17 protein-coding genes are annotated in these 17,095 nt (G+C 58.9%); 13 read left to right on the top strand and 4 right to left on the bottom strand.

All coding sequences use genetic code 11. The annotated features are described in order from the left end of the window. Positions 1-45 precede the first annotated feature (45 nt). From hemC to rsd, 6 genes are all read left to right on the top strand, one after another. Positions 46-987: a hydroxymethylbilane synthase gene (gene hemC / locus RHM55_RS13955; protein ID WP_322176964.1), complete on the top strand. Its 942-nt coding sequence runs from the start codon at positions 46-48 to the stop codon at positions 985-987. Continuing rightward, positions 984-1,751, top strand: a complete 768-nt coding sequence (locus tag RHM55_RS13950; protein ID WP_322176963.1) for a uroporphyrinogen-III synthase — start codon at positions 984-986, stop codon at positions 1,749-1,751. The genes hemC and RHM55_RS13950 overlap by 4 nt, the downstream gene beginning before the upstream one ends. A 134-nt stretch (positions 1,752-1,885) precedes the next feature. Further along, positions 1,886-2,944 carry a uroporphyrinogen-III C-methyltransferase gene (locus RHM55_RS13945; RefSeq protein ID WP_322182938.1) on the top strand — a complete coding sequence of 353 codons (1,059 nt, stop codon included), beginning with the start codon at positions 1,886-1,888 and terminating at the stop codon, positions 2,942-2,944. Further along, the gene (locus tag RHM55_RS13940) at positions 2,941-4,179 is read left to right on the top strand and encodes a heme biosynthesis protein HemY (RefSeq protein ID WP_322176962.1); all 1,239 of its coding nucleotides are present in this window, start codon (positions 2,941-2,943) and stop codon (positions 4,177-4,179) included. The genes RHM55_RS13945 and RHM55_RS13940 overlap by 4 nt, the downstream gene beginning before the upstream one ends. Positions 4,180-4,388: 209 nt before the next feature. Continuing rightward, complete coding sequence (locus tag RHM55_RS13935; RefSeq protein ID WP_322176961.1) at positions 4,389-4,904, top strand: disulfide bond formation protein B; 516 nt, start codon at positions 4,389-4,391, stop codon at positions 4,902-4,904. Positions 4,905-5,111: 207 nt separating this feature from the next. Further along, the gene (gene rsd, locus RHM55_RS13930; RefSeq protein WP_322176960.1) at positions 5,112-5,585 is read left to right on the top strand and encodes a sigma D regulator; all 474 of its coding nucleotides are present in this window, start codon (positions 5,112-5,114) and stop codon (positions 5,583-5,585) included. Positions 5,586-5,639: 54 nt separating this feature from the next. Here rsd and RHM55_RS13925 read toward each other — a convergent pair whose 3' ends face one another. Next, positions 5,640-6,317 carry an FKBP-type peptidyl-prolyl cis-trans isomerase gene (locus tag RHM55_RS13925; protein ID WP_322176959.1) on the bottom strand — a complete coding sequence of 226 codons (678 nt, stop codon included), beginning with the start codon at positions 6,315-6,317 and terminating at the stop codon, positions 5,640-5,642. Positions 6,318-6,531: 214 nt separating this feature from the next. Between RHM55_RS13925 and RHM55_RS13920 the strand changes: the two genes are divergently transcribed. After that, a complete protein-coding gene (locus RHM55_RS13920) occupies positions 6,532-7,410 on the top strand; it encodes an AlgP family protein (RefSeq protein WP_322176958.1) in 879 nt (292 codons plus the stop codon). Here RHM55_RS13920 and RHM55_RS13915 read toward each other — a convergent pair. Beyond that, positions 7,407-7,871 carry a TIGR02444 family protein gene (locus RHM55_RS13915; RefSeq protein WP_322176957.1) on the bottom strand — a complete coding sequence of 155 codons (465 nt, stop codon included), beginning with the start codon at positions 7,869-7,871 and terminating at the stop codon, positions 7,407-7,409. The two genes, RHM55_RS13920 and RHM55_RS13915, sit on opposite strands and share 4 nt — an antisense overlap. 46 nt (positions 7,872-7,917) lie before the next feature. On the opposite strand from RHM55_RS13915, the gene RHM55_RS13910 reads away from it, so the two are divergent. The 4 genes from RHM55_RS13910 (at position 7,918) to RHM55_RS13895 (ending at position 13,160) form a co-directional block, all read left to right on the top strand. Further along, positions 7,918-9,828 carry an ATP-binding cassette domain-containing protein gene (locus RHM55_RS13910; RefSeq protein WP_322176956.1) on the top strand — a complete coding sequence of 637 codons (1,911 nt, stop codon included), beginning with the start codon at positions 7,918-7,920 and terminating at the stop codon, positions 9,826-9,828. A 109-nt stretch (positions 9,829-9,937) separates the two neighbouring features. Beyond that, the gene (locus RHM55_RS13905; RefSeq protein WP_322176955.1) at positions 9,938-10,570 is read left to right on the top strand and encodes a LysE family transporter; all 633 of its coding nucleotides are present in this window, start codon (positions 9,938-9,940) and stop codon (positions 10,568-10,570) included. A 226-nt stretch (positions 10,571-10,796) separates the two neighbouring features. Further along, positions 10,797-12,692 (top strand): cytochrome c/FTR1 family iron permease, encoded by a 1,896-nt coding sequence (locus RHM55_RS13900; RefSeq protein WP_322176954.1) that lies wholly within the window; start codon positions 10,797-10,799, stop codon positions 12,690-12,692. 9 nt (positions 12,693-12,701) lie between these two features. Then, the gene (locus tag RHM55_RS13895) at positions 12,702-13,160 is read left to right on the top strand and encodes a YaiI/YqxD family protein (RefSeq protein WP_322176953.1); all 459 of its coding nucleotides are present in this window, start codon (positions 12,702-12,704) and stop codon (positions 13,158-13,160) included. A 24-nt stretch (positions 13,161-13,184) separates the two neighbouring features. On the opposite strand, the gene elbB is transcribed toward RHM55_RS13895, so the two are convergent. Then, positions 13,185-13,853, bottom strand: coding sequence for an isoprenoid biosynthesis glyoxalase ElbB (elbB, locus tag RHM55_RS13890; protein WP_322176952.1), 669 nt, complete (start codon positions 13,851-13,853; stop codon positions 13,185-13,187). Positions 13,854-14,026: 173 nt separating this feature from the next. Here elbB and RHM55_RS13885 point away from each other — a divergent pair, with 173 nt between their 5' ends. Next, positions 14,027-15,265: a sterol desaturase family protein gene (locus RHM55_RS13885; protein ID WP_322176951.1), complete on the top strand. Its 1,239-nt coding sequence runs from the start codon at positions 14,027-14,029 to the stop codon at positions 15,263-15,265. Here RHM55_RS13885 and RHM55_RS13880 read toward each other — a convergent pair. Then, a complete protein-coding gene (locus RHM55_RS13880; protein WP_322176950.1) occupies positions 15,243-15,863 on the bottom strand; it encodes a DedA family protein in 621 nt (206 codons plus the stop codon). The genes RHM55_RS13885 and RHM55_RS13880 overlap by 23 nt on opposite strands. Positions 15,864-16,070: 207 nt before the next feature. On the opposite strand from RHM55_RS13880, the gene hemB reads away from it, so the two are divergent. Then, positions 16,071-17,081 carry a porphobilinogen synthase gene (gene hemB, locus RHM55_RS13875; RefSeq protein ID WP_322176949.1) on the top strand — a complete coding sequence of 337 codons (1,011 nt, stop codon included), beginning with the start codon at positions 16,071-16,073 and terminating at the stop codon, positions 17,079-17,081. Positions 17,082-17,095 lie beyond the last annotated feature (14 nt).

Below are 17,095 nucleotides of genomic sequence, written 5' to 3'. Positions count from 1 at the left end.
CTGAGCTGTTATTATCCGTCAAATCTATCAAGTACGGATTTACCCATGTCCTCTCGCGAAATCCGCATTGCTACCCGCAAAAGTGCGTTGGCCCTGTGGCAGGCCGAATACGTTAAAGCCCGTCTGGAGCAGTTTCATCCAGGGCTGGTCGTGACGCTGGTGCCCATGGTCAGTCGTGGCGACAAACTGCTCGACTCGCCGTTGTCCAAAATTGGCGGCAAGGGTTTGTTCGTCAAAGAGCTGGAAACGGCCCTGCTTGAGCATGAAGCCGACATCGCGGTGCACTCGATGAAAGACGTGCCCATGGACTTCCCCCCAAGCCTTGGCTTGTTCTGCATCTGCGAGCGTGAAGACCCACGCGACGCTTTTGTGTCCAACACGTTCTCCAGCCTGGATCAGTTGCCTGCGGGCAGCATCGTCGGCACGTCGAGCCTGCGTCGCCAGGCCCAATTACTGTCGCGTCGACCTGATCTGGAAATCCGTTTCTTGCGGGGTAACGTCAATACCCGACTGGCGAAACTGGATGCCGGCGAGTACGACGCGATCATCCTTGCCGCCGCCGGTTTGATTCGTCTTGGTTTCGAAAACCGCATCACCTCGGCAATCAGCGTCGACGACAGCTTGCCCGCTGGTGGCCAGGGTGCGGTTGGCATCGAATGCCGTAGCGCGGACACTGAAATTCATGCCTTGCTCGCACCGCTGCATCATGCCGACACGGCTGTGCGGGTTACCGCCGAGCGCGCCTTGAACAAACACCTGAATGGCGGTTGCCAGGTTCCTATTGCCTGTTACGCCATACTTGAAGGCGGGCAGGTCTGGTTGCGTGGTTTGGTGGGCGACCCTGCGGGAGGTCTGCTGCTCAACGCTGAAGCCCGAGGCCCGCAATCCGAGGCTCAGGCACTGGGTGTGCAGGTCGCTGAAGCGTTGCTGGCCCAGGGCGCGCAAGCCATTCTGCAAGCGGTGTATGGCGAGGCAGGCGAAGAGTGACCGGTTGGCGCCTGCTGTTGACCCGTCCTGCGCAGGAATCGGCAGCGCTGGCGACAGTGCTGGCCGAGGCCGGCATTTATAGCAGTAGCCTGCCGTTGCTGGACATCGAGCCGCTGGCGATTACGCCGGCGCAGCGCTCGATCATTTTCGATCTGGACCTTTACCGCGTGGTGATCGTGGTCAGCAAGCCGGCCGCACGTCTGGGTTTGGCGTTGATCGACGAGCTCTGGCCGCAACCGCCGATACAGCAATGGTTCAGCGTTGGCGCGGCGACCGCGCAGATTCTTGAAGACTATGGCCTGGACGTCACTTATCCCGCGCGCGCCGACGACAGCGAAGCCTTGCTTGCGCTGCCGCAGTTGCAGCAAGCGCTGGCGCTGCCGGGAGCGCGCGTATTGATTCTGCGTGGGGAAGGTGGCCGGGAGTTGCTGGCCGAGCGGTTACGCGATCTAGGTGCTAGTGTCGACTATCTGCCGTTGTACCGACGTAATCTGCCGCATTATGCAGTTTCGGAGTTGCCACGACGCATCGCAGCGGAACGCTTGAACGGCCTGGTGGTCAGCAGTGGGCAGGGGTTTGAACACCTGCGTGAATTGGCGGGCGATGCCTGGCCTGATGTGGCCCGGTTACCGCTGTTCGTACCGAGCCCCCGGGTTGCCGAGTTGGCGCATGCCGCCGGGGCCCGGACAGTTGTTGATTGTCGTGGCGCTAATGCCGCGGCTTTGCTGGCGGCGTTACGGGAACACCCCGGGCCCGCCCTCTAGACGTAGCAAAGGCGAACTCTTTCAGAATAGAGTCGTCATTGATGTGACTGCGCCCTAATGCAAAGGATGGATACGTGAGCGAAACAGTCTTGCCTAAAGAGAATCTTGAACCGCGGCTTGAAGCGCCTGCGCCAATGTCGACCGAGCCTTCAAAGCGCCGTGGCAATAGCTTGGTGATTTTAGCGTTACTGCTGGGGGCTGCGGGTGTTGCTGCTGGTGGGTGGGGTGTCTGGCAGGTGCGCATTCTGCTGGCGGGCCATCAGCAACAGTCGGGGCAATTGCAGGATATTGGCGCGCAGACTCAGACGCTCAAAGAGAACGAGCTCCAGTTGGCGATGCGTCTTGCACAGTTGCCTGCAGCGGATGAACTGGAAAATCGTCGGCGGCTGGTCGCCCAGCTTCAGGGCGATCAGCAGCGCCTGAGCCAGCGCCTGGAAACCGTGCTGGGTGCCAGCCGAAAAGACTGGCGACTGGCCGAGGCCGAGCATCTGGTACGTCTGGCGAGTTTGCGCTTGTCGGCGCTGCAAGACATCAACAGTGCTCAGGCGCTGGTGCAGGGGGCGGATGAAATCCTTCGCGAACAGGATGACCCGGGTTCCTTTGCCGCACGCGAGCAGTTGGCTAAAAGCCTGGCTGCGTTGCGCAGCGTGGAGCAACCTGATCGCACCGGCCTGTTTCTGCAATTGGCGGCCTTGCGTGATCAGGCCGCACAGCTCAATGCGTTGGCGCCCGAATATGAAGACAAGGGCGGGTCGTTGCTGGGATTGACCTCCGACAGTGACACCTCCAGTCGTTGGGTGCAGTGGTGGGATAAAATCTCGCACTACATTCGTATTGACTTCAATGCGGACAAGAACATTCGTCCACTGTTGGCCGGACAGAGCCTGACACAGGTTCGACTGGCCTTGACCCTGGCGCTGGAGCAAGCTCAGTGGGCAGCCCTCAATGGCGAGCCGCAGGTGTATACCCAGGCCCTGACTGAAGCGCGCAGTGTGCTGCTCGGTAATTTCAATCAGGACAACCCGCAAAGCAAGTTCCTGGATGAGCGCATTCAAGCCCTGATTACTCAGCCGGTATCGGTGATGACACCCGATCTAGCGCAAAGCCTGAGCGCCGTGCAGGCTTACCTTGAGCGTCGTCATGCGTCTGTCGAGCAGCCTGCCGCACCTGCCAAGCAGGAGGCCCGTCCATGAAGCGTGCCTACCTGATCCTGTTCGGGGTGATTGTTGTCGCGGCGTTGATTGGCGTCGCTATCTCCGAGCACTCAGGCTACGTGTTGATCGCGTACCAAAACTTCCGTTACGAATCGAGCCTGTGGGCAACGCTGGCGCTGCTGGTGGTGATCTGGCTGGTGGTTTTCCTGCTGCGGGCTTTGTTCAATCTGCTGACAGCATCGGGTGGGGTGGTCAATCCGTGGTCGCGGTATAACCGCAGCCGTCGTGTGCAACTGGCGATCGAGCAAGGTCAGATGGACCTCGCCGAGGGCCGTTGGGCCAGTGCCCAGCGCCACCTCCAGCGTGCCGCCGAAGCTGAGCGTCAGCCGCTGTTGTATTACCTGGGCGCTGCACGCGCGGCAAATGAACTGGGCCGTTACGAGGACTGTGACAACCTGCTTGAGAGAGCGCTGGAGCGCCAGCCGCAAGCCGAGCTGGCGATTGCGTTGAGTCATGCGCAGTTGCAGCAGGATCGTAGTGACATCGAGGGTGCACTGGTGACCTTGCAAGCGATGCATGACCGCCATCCGCATAACGCCCAGGTGTTGCGCCAGTTACAGCGTTTGTATCAGCAGCGAGGGGATTGGTCGGCACTGATTCGACTGATGCCCGAGCTGCGCAAGGACAAAGTGCTGCCGCCGTCTGAGCTGGCGGAGCTTGAGCGCCGTGCCTGGGGTGAGAATCTCTCCCTTGCAGCGCAACGCGGGGAGGAAGGCGAAGCGGGTCTGCAGTCGCTCAACAAAGCCTGGCAACAGCTCACGTCGGCACAACGTCAGGAGCCGCCGCTGGTCTTGGCCTATGCCGAGCAATTACGTCAGCTGAGCGCCGATGCCGAGGCGGAAGAGGTGCTGCGTACAGCACTCAAACGCGACTACAACAGTCATCTGGCCCGTCTTTACGGATTGTTGCGGGGCCGCGATCCCGCGCGACAACTGCAAACAGCTGAAGGTTGGCTCAAAAGTCACCCTAATGATCCAAGCCTGTTATTGACGCTGGGTCGTCTGTGCCTGCAAAGCAGTCTGTGGGGCAAGGCGCGGGACTATCTGGAAAGCAGTCTCGGCCAGCAGCGTAACCCAGAGGCTTGCGCCGAACTGGCTCGCTTGTTGGCGCAACTGGGGGAGACCGAGCGCAGTAATCAGCTGTTTCAAGAAGGTTTGGGCATGCTTGACGAGCGTTTGCTGGCACGTCCGCTTCCGGCAGTGGGTCGGGCCTAGGCTGGTTGGGTGTGTCCGCCCCATTTTGTAGGAGGCGTCCTGCCGCCCAGTAGGGCGCAGGAATGATCTTGCAGAGAGCGGTATTTATTCCGTTCAACTGCGTCGGCACATGCCTACATCATTGCAGAAGTATCGCTATGCCCTCGCCTTGAAAGGGTTATGCGCTTTCCTCTACCGTAATGGCCCTCGCACTCTGTTACGGATTAGCCATGCACCTGGCCCGCTCGCGTTCTCTGTTCCTCTTGGCATTTATTGCCAGTGTGTTTGTCACTTGCGTAGCGTTATATCTGGAGTATGGCGTAGGGCTTCGGCCCTGCTCGCTGTGTATCCTGCAGCGCGCCTTTTTGATCACTTTCGGTGTCGTCTGCCTGGTCGCGGTTGTACATTCGCCTGATAAGGCCGGTTGGCGGATGTACTCGTTTATCGCCTTGCTCTGCGCCCTTTCGGGGGCGGTGGCGGCGGGGAGCCAGGTCTTACTGCAAAGCCCGCTTCGGGGCGACGTGGCGGCCTGCCTGCAAGCGCAGAACGCTTCGCAGGAGGCGATGCCCCTGTTCCTTGCGCAGGCATTTGAATGCGCCGCCGGCTGTACTGAAATCCATTGGTCGCTGCTGGGTATGAGCGTTGCCGAATGGAGCCTTTTGGCGTTCGCCGGCATGATTTTTTTTGCGGCTTACCCGTTGTTTCAGCGCGTCGGCGTCGGCGCGAACGATGCACAGGAAGCCTGAAATACGGGTAAATATTAAACGCTTGTATGAACTTTATCTCCTGCGTACCTTGATGGGGTTGGCGTGCGGGCATAATCTTGGCCGCACGCGTCATTGGAAATATGCTGCCTACCTGGCTTTATCAGACCCGTCTCTGTCATCGAGATTTATTAGAACGTCTGGAGGCGGGTACAGAGCAGCATGACCCTGAAGGGAAGAGAGATCATCATGTTGGAAAGTTGTCAGAATGCTCAGGAGCGTTGGGGCGGGGTCAATCTGCTGATCGATCGCTGGTTGCAGGAGCGTCACGAGCTGGTTCGAGCCTACGGTGCTCTCGGCGGGACGCCCGAGGCGTTGGCGGATGACCGCGTATCATTGCAGAAATTCTGCGAAATTCTGGTCGATTACGTTTCAGCGGGGCATTTCGAGGTCTACGAACAGCTGACCAATGAGGCCAAGGCCTTCGGCGATGAGCGTGGCCTTGAGTTGGCCGAAAAGATTTATCCGCGCCTGGATGTCATCACTGAAGTGGCGTTGGCGTTCAATGATCGCTGCGACAAAGGCGATTGTACCGATGGCGAAGTCGTTGCCGTTGAGCTCAAGAAGCTGGGCGGTCTACTGCATGAACGCTTCGAACTCGAAGACTGCCTGATCGAAGTGCTGCATACATCCCATGAAATAAAAGACGTGGCCCAAGCCTGAAGTCTCGACATTACCGGGCGCGCGCCCTGCGCCCCGGTTTCTGATACCCCGCTCTTACGGAGCGACACCCAATAGCTCAATATCGAACACCAGCGGCGTGTAAGGATCAATCAGATCCCCGGCGCCCTCTGCGCCATAGGCTTGCGCGGAAGGAATGACCAGCCGCCATTTCGCACCTACCGGCATGCCTTGCAATGCGCTGGTCCAGCCAGCAATCACGCTATCAAGGCGGAACCATTGCGGTTGGCTGTTTTGATCGAAGATGGTCCCATCCGGCAACCGACCTACATAGCGCACTTGCACTCGGTCCGAAGTCGTCGGTTTTGGACCGTTGCCAGGTGTCAGCTCTGTCAGCAGAATCCCGTCCTCCAAGACACGAACGCCCGGCTTGGCTTTTTCGCTGTCCAGGAAGCGTTGCTCGGAACTCATCGCAATTTCGCTTTGCGGCTCTGGTGGCGGACTGTCTTCTGCCTGCGCCATGGAGGCATCATGGTCTCTGAGTATCTGTTCAATGCGTTCATCTTTAAGCGCGAGCGGCTTGCCTTCATAGGCCCGCTGCAGTCCTTCGATCAGTGCCGGAAGCTGCAGGTTCGGAACCTCCTGGCGCAGGCGCTCGCCAAGGCTCGCGCCCAGACTGTAGGCCAGGTCATGGTCATTGGCAGGGGTGGCAGTTTCAGCAGCGTGAGCGAGTGGTAGCAAGAGAAACAGAGACATTAATACGTAACGCGACATGGTGCTCTCCAGCCTGGGAAGAGGGCAATTATGCCAGTGCAATCGCTAAGGTGTTGCTCGGTATGAAAGGAATTTCATGAGGTTGTCACACGCTCCTCTACCAACTTTCATCCCGTCGTGAACCGCACGGCCATTGTTACTGTCAACATGGCCTAGCGGCGGTGCAGGCAGAGGTCTAGTATGAGCCGCAATCAAGCCAGCCAGGAGGTCAGTCATGTCGGCCCAAAAGAAGCCAGTAAACACCCCATTGCATTTGCTCCAACAGCTCTCGAGCAGCCTGCTCGAACATCTTGAAACTGCTTGTTCCCAAGCGATGGCTGATGCTGAAAAATTGCTCGCCAAATTGGAAAAGCAACGCGGTAAAGCTCAAGAAAAACTGCACAAATCCCGTATCAAACTGCAGGATGCCGCTACCGCCGGTAAAGCCAAGGCGCAAGCCAAAGCCAAGCAGGGTGTGTCTGAACTTGAAGAGCTGCTCGATGCGCTGAAATCTCGTCAGTCCGAAACCCGCACTTACATTCTGCAGCTCAAGCGCGATGCTCAAGAGAGCCTGAAGCTGGCTCAGGGCATTGGTCGTGTCAAAGAGGCCGTGGGTAAAACCTTGAGCCTGCGTGATGCAAAACCGGTAGCCGTAAAAGCCTCTGCACCTGCAGCCGCCAAAGCTCCGGCTAAAACAGCCGCCGCGAAGGCTCCTGTAAAAGCGGCAGCAAAAGCTCCGGTCAAGGCGCCTGCCAAACCCGCTGTTAAAGCGTCCGTCGTAGCCGCCAAGCCAGCCGTAAAAGCTGCCGCCAAACCTGCCGCGAAAAAAACGGTTGCTGCAACCGCTGCTAAACCTGCTGCCAAGCCGGTCGTCAAACCTGCGGTCAAGGCACCTGTTAAAGCGGTCGCCGCCAAGCCGGCAGCCAAACCTGCTCTGGCTAAAGCGCCAGCTGCCAGGGCTCCCGCCAAAGTGGTTGCCAAGCCTGCTGCAGTGAAACCAGCCGCCAAGCCTGTTGCAAAACCTGCAACGCCGTCAGCGTCGACCACGCCGACTGCCGTTGCCCCTGCAGCAGCGCCAGCTACTGGCAACGTCACACCTGTCAGCGCTTCCTAAGGCTGGTTCGCCTCGACGCGCAGCACGTGCAGCGCGTCGAGGTTCTGGGGGGCAGCGTCGCCAGCAAGACCTTCCAGCCACGCCATCAGATCCTTCGTTGTCCCTGCTGACCAGTCCTGCGTCAGTGCTTCAAGCCGCGAAAGCAATTCGCGCTCGGCCTCCAGTTCCAGCCCCTTTACCTGCTCGCGCAACTTCCCCCACTCGACGTCATTGACCGCCGCTGCTCGCCAACGGATGCGTAATGCCCTGAGTGGTTGCACCACTTCATCGTGCCAGGGCGTGGCCAATTGTCTGATTTCCCGCAAACGGTCGGCGGTGCAAGCCACTCCACGTTGCCCCAGCCAGGCACCACACAGCAGGGTGCAGACGTTGGCCCCGCTGGCTTGCAGGCGCAGGCATGCCTTTTCCACACCCGGGCGGGTATAAAGAATGAGGGTGAAACTCCACAGATCAGAAGGCATAGTCATCTACTTGTTTCGGACGAAGCTGGTAGACTCCGCCGCCATTATGATTCGACTTCAAAACCTGACTTTACAGCGTGGCCCGCAACGTCTGCTAGAAGACGCTGAGCTGACCCTGCACCCCGGCCATAAAGCCGGCCTGATCGGCGCCAATGGCGCCGGCAAATCGAGCCTGTTCGCTTTGCTGCGGGGTGAACTGACCCCGGACGGCGGCGATTGCCTTGTGCCTGCCGATTGGCGCATTGCTCACATGCGCCAGGAGGTCGACACGCTCGATCGCCTGGCCGTGGACTATGTTCTGGACGGCGACTTGCGCCTGCGCCAGGTACAGAGCGATCTGGCAGCCGCCGAAGCCGCGCATGATGGCGCCGCCCAAGCGCGCTTGCATGCCGAGCTGGACAGTGCCGACGGCTACACTGCCGATGCACGAGCGCGAAAGTTGCTTGCCGGGCTGGGCTTTACCAATGAACAGACAGAACGTCAGGTCGGAGATTTCTCCGGTGGCTGGCGGATGCGTCTGAACCTGGCGCAGGCGCTGATGTGCCCGTCGGACCTGTTGCTGCTCGATGAGCCGACCAACCACTTGGACCTCGACGCCATTCTTTGGCTCGAAGACTGGCTTAAGGGCTATACCGGCACCCTGTTGCTGATCTCCCACGACAGGGATTTCCTTGATGCGGTGGTGGATCACATCGCTCACGTCGAGCAGAAAAAAATCATTCTTTACCGCGGGGGCTACAGCGCCTTCGAGCGCGCCCGTGCCGAGCGTCTGGCCCAGCAGCAGCAAGCCTACGACAAGCAACAAGTGCAGCGCGCGCACATGGAGAAATTCATTGCACGCTTCAAGGCTCAGGCGACCAAGGCCCGTCAGGCTCAAAGTCGGATCAAAGCCCTTGAGCGCATGGAAGAGTTGTCCGCGGCGCACGTCGATTCGCCGTTCGACTTTACCTTCCGTGAGTCCGATAAAATTTCCAGCCCGCTGCTCGATCTTTCGGATGCGCGTTTGGGCTACGGCGAAAGGGCCGTACTGGAAAAGGTCAAATTACAGCTTACGCCGGGTGCGCGAATCGGTTTGCTCGGTCCTAACGGGGCGGGTAAATCGACGCTGATCAAAAACCTCGCGGGCGAGCTTGAGCCGTTGAGCGGGCGATTGGTGCGTGGCGAAAACCTGATCGTTGGCTACTTCGCTCAACATCAGCTGGACTCCCTCGACTCCAAAGCCAGCCCGCTGTTACACCTGCAACGTATTGCGCCGACCGAGCGCGAGCAAACCTTGCGCGACTTCCTCGGTGGTTTCGACTTCCGCGGTCCGCGTCTGGACGAGCCGGTACTGAATTTCTCCGGCGGCGAAAAAGCGCGTCTGGCGTTGGCCTTGATCGCTTGGGGCAAGCCAAACCTGTTGCTGCTCGACGAACCGACCAACCACCTGGATCTGGAAATGCGCCTGGCTTTGACCATGGCCCTCCAGGAATTCAGTGGCGCGGTATTGGTGGTTTCCCACGACCGGCATTTGCTCAAAAGCACCACCGACGATTTTTTGTTGGTGGCCGATGGGCTGGTGCAGACCTTCGATGGCGACCTGGAAGATTACGCGCGCTGGCTGGTGGACTACCGTCTGCGCAATGCACCGGTTAGCAACACGCCGGTCAATGCCGATAAAACCGACAAGAAAGCCCAGCGCCAACAGGCTGCCGCTTTGCGTCAACAGCTGGCACCGCACAAGCGTGAGGCTGACAAGCTTGAGCGCGACCTCGGCACGTTGCATGAAAAGCTGACCAAGGTCGAAGCCGCATTGGCCGACAGTGCGAATTACGAGGCGGCGAACAAAGACAAGCTGCGGGACCTGTTGGCCGATCAAGCCAAGCTGAAGGTGCGTGAAGCCGAGCTTGAAGAAGCCTGGATGGAAGCCCTCGAGCTGCTTGAAGGCATGCAGGCCGAGCTGGAAGCCTTGTCCTGATCAATGCGCGTGCCTGTTGTGCATTGGCACGCAGGCCTTAAAAATAAATAGTCATTTTTCGGCGCAAACATTAGCTTAGAAGGCATTCCGGTCTTGCCTGAGGTGTGTGATGTTGCTTGAAACGTGGCTGGCATTTTTTGCCGCCTGCTGGGTTATCAGCCTGTCTCCAGGGGCTGGCGCTATCGCCTCCATGTCGTGCGGGTTGCAATACGGTTTCTGGCGCGGTTACTGGAACGTGCTGGGCCTGCAATTGGCGCTGGTGTTGCAGATTGCGATTGTTGCGGCGGGTGTGGGTGCAGTCCTTGCAGCGTCCGCACTGGCCTTCAGCCTGATCAAATGGTTTGGCGTACTCTATCTGGTCTATCTGGCCATCAAACAATGGCGCGCGCTGCCCAGCGACATGGCCGATGACGCCGCCGTACGCCCGATTGGTCGGCCCTTGAGCCTGGTCATGCGCGGCTTTCTGGTGAATATCAGCAACCCCAAGGCCCTGGTGTTCATGCTGGCGATCCTGCCGCAATTCATCGACCCGCATCAGCCGCTCCTCGCCCAATACCTGATCATCTGCGCCACTATGGTTGCGGTCGACCTGACGGTGATGGCCGGTTATACCGGGCTGGCTTCGCGAGTGTTGCGCCTGCTGCGCACGCCTAAGCAGCAGCGCCGGATGAACCGGACCTTTGCTGGATTGTTCGTCGGTGCAGCGGCATTTCTGGCCACGATCCATCGCGGTATCGCTTGATTCAAATCGTCGATGCCTGACTTGCCGTCATCGAGAATGAATTCGCTCCCGCAGAGATTGCGCGTTGGGCGCGCGCAGTCTCGTTCGCGAACAGACCATCGCACCCACAGACATGCTCAGGAGGCTGTGCGGCGCGGTGTCGCACCGTCCATCCCAAACGTAGCTGCATGCGAACGAGAAATATTGATACAATGTAATACAACGCATTCTTATTTGGGATTCCTTGATGTCTTTCCCCTCCCGTTTTTGGGCTTGGCTGATGCTGCCCGTGTTTGTCCTGTGCAGCTTCGAGTTGCTGGCTAACCCTGTTGATGGCGCCGCTCAGGCGTTACACATGCTGGGTTATATAGGTGCGGACTATCCCGCGACCGTTGCTGATGGAAAGGTCATCGATGAATCTGAATACCGCGAACAGTTGGAATTTCTGACCGTCTTGCAGGGTTTGATTGTCACGTTGCCTGCCCGTGCGGAGCGCACGGAGCTGGAGCAGGGCGTTGGCAGCTTGCGCGAGGCCGTGAGCGAGCATCAAGAGGGCGCGGCTGTAGCGCGCCAGGCTCGACTACTGGCGGCGAAGCTGGCGGTGACGTACGAAGTCAGCCAAGCCCCGGCAATCACCCCCGATCCTGCCCGCGGTGCGCCGTTATACGCCCAGCATTGTTCGGTGTGCCATGGTGACGCCGGGGCGGGTGATGGTCCGGCCGGGATTGGTTTGACGCCGCCGCCCGCCAATCTGCGTAACAAGGCCCGACTCGACCACTTAAGTCTGTATGACGTTTACAACACGCTGGGCCTGGGTGTGCAAGGCACGGACATGCCCGCGTTCGCCGACCAACTGGACGACCGTCAGCGTTGGGACGTGGCGACCTATATCGCCAGTTTCACGGCTGATCCCGCTGCGGCCAAAGGCACGGTATTCAATTTGGCCGATCTGGCCCGGCAAACGCCGGCAGAAGTGAGTGCGGCTCAAGGTGTTGAGGTTGCCGCGACCTTCCGTGCCCAGCGCGCCCAGCCACCGCAAGCACAACGTGGCCCTGGGCAACTGCTCGAATACACCCGCATGACGCTGGACAGGAGCCTGGCGGCGTACCGTGCAGGCGATCACGAGCAAGCGTATGACCTGTCGGTCGCGGCCTATCTGGAAGGGTTTGAGCTGGTTGAAAGCTCGCTGGACAACGTCGACCCCAACGTTCGCAAGGCCACTGAAAAATCCCTGATGGCTTACCGTCAGTCGTTGCAGGATGGCCTGCCGGTAGCGCAGGCAGCGCAGAAGCTGGAAGCGGCTAAAGCCCTGCTCAAACAATCGGCGGATCTGCTCGGCAGCGATGGCCTGAGTCTGTCGCTGAGCTATATCTCGGGTCTGCTGATTCTGCTGCGCGAAGGTCTGGAAGCGATTCTGGTGCTGGCGGCGATTCTGGCGTTCCTGCGCAACACTGGCCAGGAGTCGGCGGTACGCAGCGTCAACATGGGTTGGGGGCTGGCCCTGCTCGCGGGTCTCGCGACGTGGGCGGTGGCCGCGTATGTGATTGATGTCAGCGGCGCTCAGCGTGAATTGCTTGAAGGTGCCACGGCGTTGTTTGCCAGCGTCATGGTGTTGTGGCTCGGGGTATGGATGCACGACCGCCGTCATGCCGCCGCCTGGCAGGATTACATCAAGAGCAGCCTGGTGGGCGGTGGTGGCCGTTTTGGCTTCGCAATCCTTGCCTTCTTCTCGGTCTATCGCGAGTTGTTCGAGGTCATCCTGTTCTACGAAACCCTGTGGCTGCAGGCCGGTCCAGCGGGTCATAACGCCGTGCTGGCCGGTGGCGCGACGGCGCTGGTGTTGTTGGTCGGTCTGGCTTGGGTGATTTTGCGCGGTTCGGCCAAGCTGCCACTGGCGCTGTTTTTCAGCATCAACGCAGGGCTGCTGTGCGGGTTGTCGGTGGTGTTTGCCGGGCATGGTGTCAAGGCGTTGCAAGAGGCTGGAGTCTTCGGCACGCGTCCGGTGCCGTTCTTCGAGTTCGATTGGCTGGGTATTCATGCCGACGCGTACTCGCTGTCAGCACAGGCAGTTGCCTTGTTAGCGATTGCCGTGTTGTATGGCCGTAGCCGTTTGGCTGAGAAACGCCGCATTCTGGCGGTCTAGGAAAACTGTATGCGCGTCTGGATCGATGCCGACGCTTGCCCCCGGGCAGCTAAAGACCAAGTCATCAAGTTCGCTTTGAAGCGTCATTTCGAGGTATTGCTGGTGGCTGGGCAAAGCCAGGTCAAACCGACGTACGCGTGCGTCAAATTGATCGTGGTGCCCAGCGGGCCAGACGCGGCGGATGATTACCTGGTCGAGCATGCCGTGCCGGGCGAACTGGTGATTTGCAGCGATGTGCCGTTGGCGGATCGGCTGATCAAAAAAAGCGTTGCGGCACTCGACCCTCGGGGCCGCGAGTTCGACCCGCAGAACATGGGGGATCGTCTGGCGGTGCGAAACCTGTTCACTGACCTGCGTGATCAGGGCCAGATGAGCGGTGGCCCAGCGCCCCATGGCGACCGTGAAAAACAAGCGTTCGCCAATGCGCTGGACAGGATTCTGACGCGGCTGGCGCGGGAATACCCTTAAGTCAGGATTGGGCGATGTTCACCGTTAATCGTCGTTTTCCTGCGTCAACTCAATCACCCGATCCACCAGTTTGTTGATCCCGGCCGCCGATTCGCTGATCGACTGGGCGGTCATGTAGGCCGGGGTGCTGACCAGTTTGCGTGCGGTGTCCTCGACAATCTCGTCGACTGCGCACTCTTTGTGGATGCCGCCCATTTTGCAGATGGCCTTGGCGGTGTCCGGGTCGTTGCCGATGGTGCAGGTTACGCCCGGCCCATAGATTTTCGCGGCCAACGCGGGGGAAATGCAGATCAACCCTATGGGTTTCCCTGATTCGGCAAAGGCTTCGGCCAGCGTCAGAAGCTCAGGCTGCAGGCTGCAATGGACGCCTTCGAAGGCGAAATTGGACAGGTTTTTCGCCACGCCAAATCCACCCGGCATGATCAGCGCATCAAAATCCTCTGCATTGGCCTCGCGAATATCCTTGATCGCGCCACGGGCAATACGTGCAGACTCGATCAGGACGTTGCGCGACTCGGACATTTTTTCGCCGGTCAGATGGTTGATCACATCGTGTTGCGCAATATCAGGGGCAAAACATTGAACCTCGACGCCGCGTTGGTCCAGGCGCAGCAGGGTGAGGACGCTCTCATGGATCTCCGCTCCGTCCTGGACGCCGCAGCCGGAAAGAATCACTGCCACTCTCTTTTGCATCGCGTTTTTGCTCCTGTTCATGGCGCTGAATCGGCTGATTCGCACGCTGGCCGTTTCTTTAAAGGCTGTGACAAGAATGTCGTTAAATGTCCACTAATTTGTCATTCGCTGCCATAGGGTTTTGGCCAATCCGGGCCTAATCTTTGGCAAGAGGCCTCCTGAGTGGCAACCCCATGAATTTGATTCTGTATGCCGTGCCGTTCTTCTTTGTGCTGATTGCCGTGGAGCTGTTGGCTGATCGTTGGCGCAAGGTTAATACGTATCGCTTGTCCGATTCGATCAACAGCCTGAGCACGGGCGTGCTGTCGACTACCAGCGGCTTGCTGACCAAGGGCGTCGGCGTGCTGACCTACGCGTTTGCCCTTGAGCATCTGTCGCTGCAGCAGCTTTCGCCCGACAGCCCATGGGTGTGGGTGTTTGCGTTCGTGCTCTATGACTTCTGTTACTACTGGCTGCACCGCATGGGGCACGAGCGCAACGTATTGTGGGCGGCGCATTCAGTCCATCACCAGAGTGAGGAGTACAACCTCTCCACGGCTCTGCGTCAGACCAGCACCGGCTTTCTGCTCAGTTGGATTTTCTACCTGCCGATGGCAGTGCTGGGCGTGCCCTTGCTGGTGTTCGTCAGCGTCGCGGCGCTCAATTTGTTGTATCAGTTCTGGGTGCACACCCGCCACATTCCCAAGCTGGGCTGGTTCGAATGGGTGTTCGTGACCCCGTCCAATCATCGTGTTCACCATGCGCAGAACCCTGTTTACATGGATCGCAACTACGGCGGAGTGTTCATTGTCTGGGACAGATTATTGGGTTCTTTCCAGGAAGAGCTGGACAGTGATCCAACGATTTTCGGTGTCACCACGCCACTGGCGAGCTGGAATCCATTATGGGCAAACGTGCAGTTTTACGCCCAACTTGCCGCCGACGCACGGCGTACCGAGAGCCTGTGGGATGCGCTGCGGATCTGGTTTATGCGCACCGGCTGGCGCCCGGCGGATGTCGCGACCAAGTACCCGCTGGGCAAGGCAGACCTGAGCCAGTTTCGCAAATTCGAGGTGCCGTTAAGCCGTTCGCAGCAGGTCTACATCGCCGCGCAGTTCGCTATCCATGCTGCGTTGGGCAGCTACCTGATGGGGGTGGGCGACAGCTTGGCCCCGCCGGCACTGGTGCTCGGCTGGGTCTGGGTCACGCTTGGTTTGTTTGTGCTCGGCGTGGCGCTGGAGAACCGGCCTGGGGCGATCAAGCTGGAGTGCGCCCGTCTGGTGCTGAACGTGCCGTTAATGGGGCTTGCGCAGGCGCTGGGGCTTTGGGCCGTGAGTCCGCTGGGCTGGGTGACCTTGCTGACTTACGTGCTGCTGAGCGCAATGGGGCTGTATTGCGCTCGCGGACATTTCATTCGTTTGGCTGACTCTTGACGTCAACGGTGACGACTTTGGCGGACGTCATTTCCAGCTCTTTGGCAATGCGTGCGGCTTTGATTCGTCTACGTAGCCACAGAACGCCGCCAAGCAATAGCAGGGCGCCCAGCACCCAAAGCTCATATTTTTTGACGTTACCCAGCAGACCTTCGAGTAGTGCGCCAAAGTGATAAGCGGCCGCACCCAGTGCCGCGGCCCAGACACCGGCACCCAGGCCATTGAGCAGCAGGTAGCGCCCAGGCGGATAACCGGACAGGCCAATCGCCACCGGCATCACGGTACGCAGCCCATAGACGAAGCGAAAACTCAGCACCCAGATATCCGGGTGTTTGCGAATTTGCTCCAGGGCCTTGTCACCCAATAACTGCCAGCGCGGTTTGCGTGCCAGCAACTTGCGGCCGTGCTTACGCCCCAGGAAATACCAAAGCTGATCACCGGCGTAGCTTCCAAGGAAGGCCACGACCACGACCATGTTGATATCCATGTAACCTCGGAACGCAAGAAAGCCGGCGAGGACAAGGATCGTCTCACCTTCAAAAAAGGTTCCAAGGAAAAGGGCAAAGTAGCCAAAGTCCTGCAAAAATTGTTGGAGCATTGTCTGGGTGCTGGCGAAATGAACGCGCAGCCTAACGCTTAGAAGACATTCAGGAAAGTGTGGATATGTGTCTCGACGTGAAGAATTCCTACGGAGACAATGGTTGCGTCCTACCGTCGCACGTTGCGCATAGATGTCATACATTGGTCATAATGGTGGCTTATAACTGTCACGCTTGCCCGCCTGCGCGGGCTATGGAGTCTTGCCGTGAGCTTTACCCCCGCCAACCGCTTGTTTCCTCTTACCCGTTTGCGCCGTAATCGTCGTGATGATTTCTCCCGTCGCCTGGTCCGTGAAAACGTATTGACCGTCGACGACCTGATCCTTCCGGTTTTTGTTCTCGATGGTGAAAACCGTCGTGAAACGATTTCGTCGATGCCGGGCGTTGAGCGTCTGAGCATCGACTTGTTGTTGCAGGAAGCTGAGCAGTGGGTGGCGCTGGGCATTCCGGCGTTGGCGTTGTTTCCGGTGACCGCGCCCGAGAAAAAATCCCTTGATGGTGCTGAAGCCTGGAACCCTGAGGGGATTGCTCAGCGAGCCACTCGCGCGCTGCGTGATCGTTTCCCTGAGTTGGGTGTGATTACCGACGTTGCCCTCGATCCGTTTACCACGCACGGTCAAGATGGCATTCTCGACGCAGATGGCTATGTGCAGAACGACATCACCGTCGATGCGCTGGTTAAACAAGCGCTGTCCCATGCGGCTGCCGGCGCGCAAGTAGTTGCGCCTTCTGACATGATGGACGGTCGCATTCAGGCGATCCGCGAAGCCCTTGAGCTTGCCGATCACGTGAATGTGCGGATCATGGCGTACTCGGCGAAATATGCCAGCGCCTACTACGGGCCGTTCCGCGATGCGGTAGGGTCGGCGCTGAACCTGGGTAAAGCCAACAAGGCGTCCTATCAAATGGACCCGGCCAACAGCAACGAGGCGCTGCACGAAGTCGCGGCCGACTTGTCTGAAGGGGCTGATATGGTGATGGTCAAGCCGGGTATGCCGTACCTGGACATCCTGTACCGGGTCAAAGACGAATTCAAGGTACCGACCTTCGTCTATCAGGTCAGCGGTGAGTACGCGATGCACATGGCCGCGATCCAGAATGGCTGGTTGAGTGAGGGTGTGATTCTTGAGTCCCTTACCGCTTTTAAACGTGCAGGTGCTGACGGCATTCTTACTTATTTCGCCGTTCGTGCTGCTCAACTGTTAAAAGGGCAATAGTCCCTATCAGGAAC

The sequence above is a fragment of the Pseudomonas sp. MH9.2 genome, from assembly GCF_034353875.1.
Lineage (GTDB): Bacteria > Pseudomonadota > Gammaproteobacteria > Pseudomonadales > Pseudomonadaceae > Aquipseudomonas.
The sequence above is the reverse complement of the archived record's forward strand: the minus strand, read 5'-3'. Positions and strand labels throughout refer to the sequence as shown.

Excerpts from the sequence above, each read along its gene's own strand:
- hemC (WP_322176964.1), top strand. The coding sequence starts at position 46 with ATGTCCTCTCGCGAAATCCGCATTGCTACCCGCAAAAGTGCGTTGGCC.
- RHM55_RS13945 (WP_322182938.1), top strand. The coding sequence starts at position 1,886 with ATGTCGACCGAGCCTTCAAAGCGCCGTGGCAATAGCTTGGTGATTTTA.
- RHM55_RS13940 (WP_322176962.1), top strand. The coding sequence starts at position 2,941 with ATGAAGCGTGCCTACCTGATCCTGTTCGGGGTGATTGTTGTCGCGGCG.
- RHM55_RS13935 (WP_322176961.1), top strand. The coding sequence starts at position 4,389 with ATGCACCTGGCCCGCTCGCGTTCTCTGTTCCTCTTGGCATTTATTGCC.
- rsd (WP_322176960.1), top strand. The coding sequence starts at position 5,112 with ATGTTGGAAAGTTGTCAGAATGCTCAGGAGCGTTGGGGCGGGGTCAAT.
- RHM55_RS13925 (WP_322176959.1), bottom strand. The coding sequence starts at position 6,317 with ATGTCGCGTTACGTATTAATGTCTCTGTTTCTCTTGCTACCACTCGCT.
- RHM55_RS13920 (WP_322176958.1), top strand. The coding sequence starts at position 6,532 with ATGTCGGCCCAAAAGAAGCCAGTAAACACCCCATTGCATTTGCTCCAA.
- RHM55_RS13915 (WP_322176957.1), bottom strand. The coding sequence starts at position 7,871 with ATGCCTTCTGATCTGTGGAGTTTCACCCTCATTCTTTATACCCGCCCG.
- RHM55_RS13910 (WP_322176956.1), top strand. The coding sequence starts at position 7,918 with ATGATTCGACTTCAAAACCTGACTTTACAGCGTGGCCCGCAACGTCTG.
- RHM55_RS13905 (WP_322176955.1), top strand. The coding sequence starts at position 9,938 with ATGTTGCTTGAAACGTGGCTGGCATTTTTTGCCGCCTGCTGGGTTATC.
- RHM55_RS13900 (WP_322176954.1), top strand. The coding sequence starts at position 10,797 with ATGTCTTTCCCCTCCCGTTTTTGGGCTTGGCTGATGCTGCCCGTGTTT.
- RHM55_RS13895 (WP_322176953.1), top strand. The coding sequence starts at position 12,702 with ATGCGCGTCTGGATCGATGCCGACGCTTGCCCCCGGGCAGCTAAAGAC.
- elbB (WP_322176952.1), bottom strand. The coding sequence starts at position 13,853 with ATGCAAAAGAGAGTGGCAGTGATTCTTTCCGGCTGCGGCGTCCAGGAC.
- RHM55_RS13885 (WP_322176951.1), top strand. The coding sequence starts at position 14,027 with ATGAATTTGATTCTGTATGCCGTGCCGTTCTTCTTTGTGCTGATTGCC.
- RHM55_RS13880 (WP_322176950.1), bottom strand. The coding sequence starts at position 15,863 with ATGCTCCAACAATTTTTGCAGGACTTTGGCTACTTTGCCCTTTTCCTT.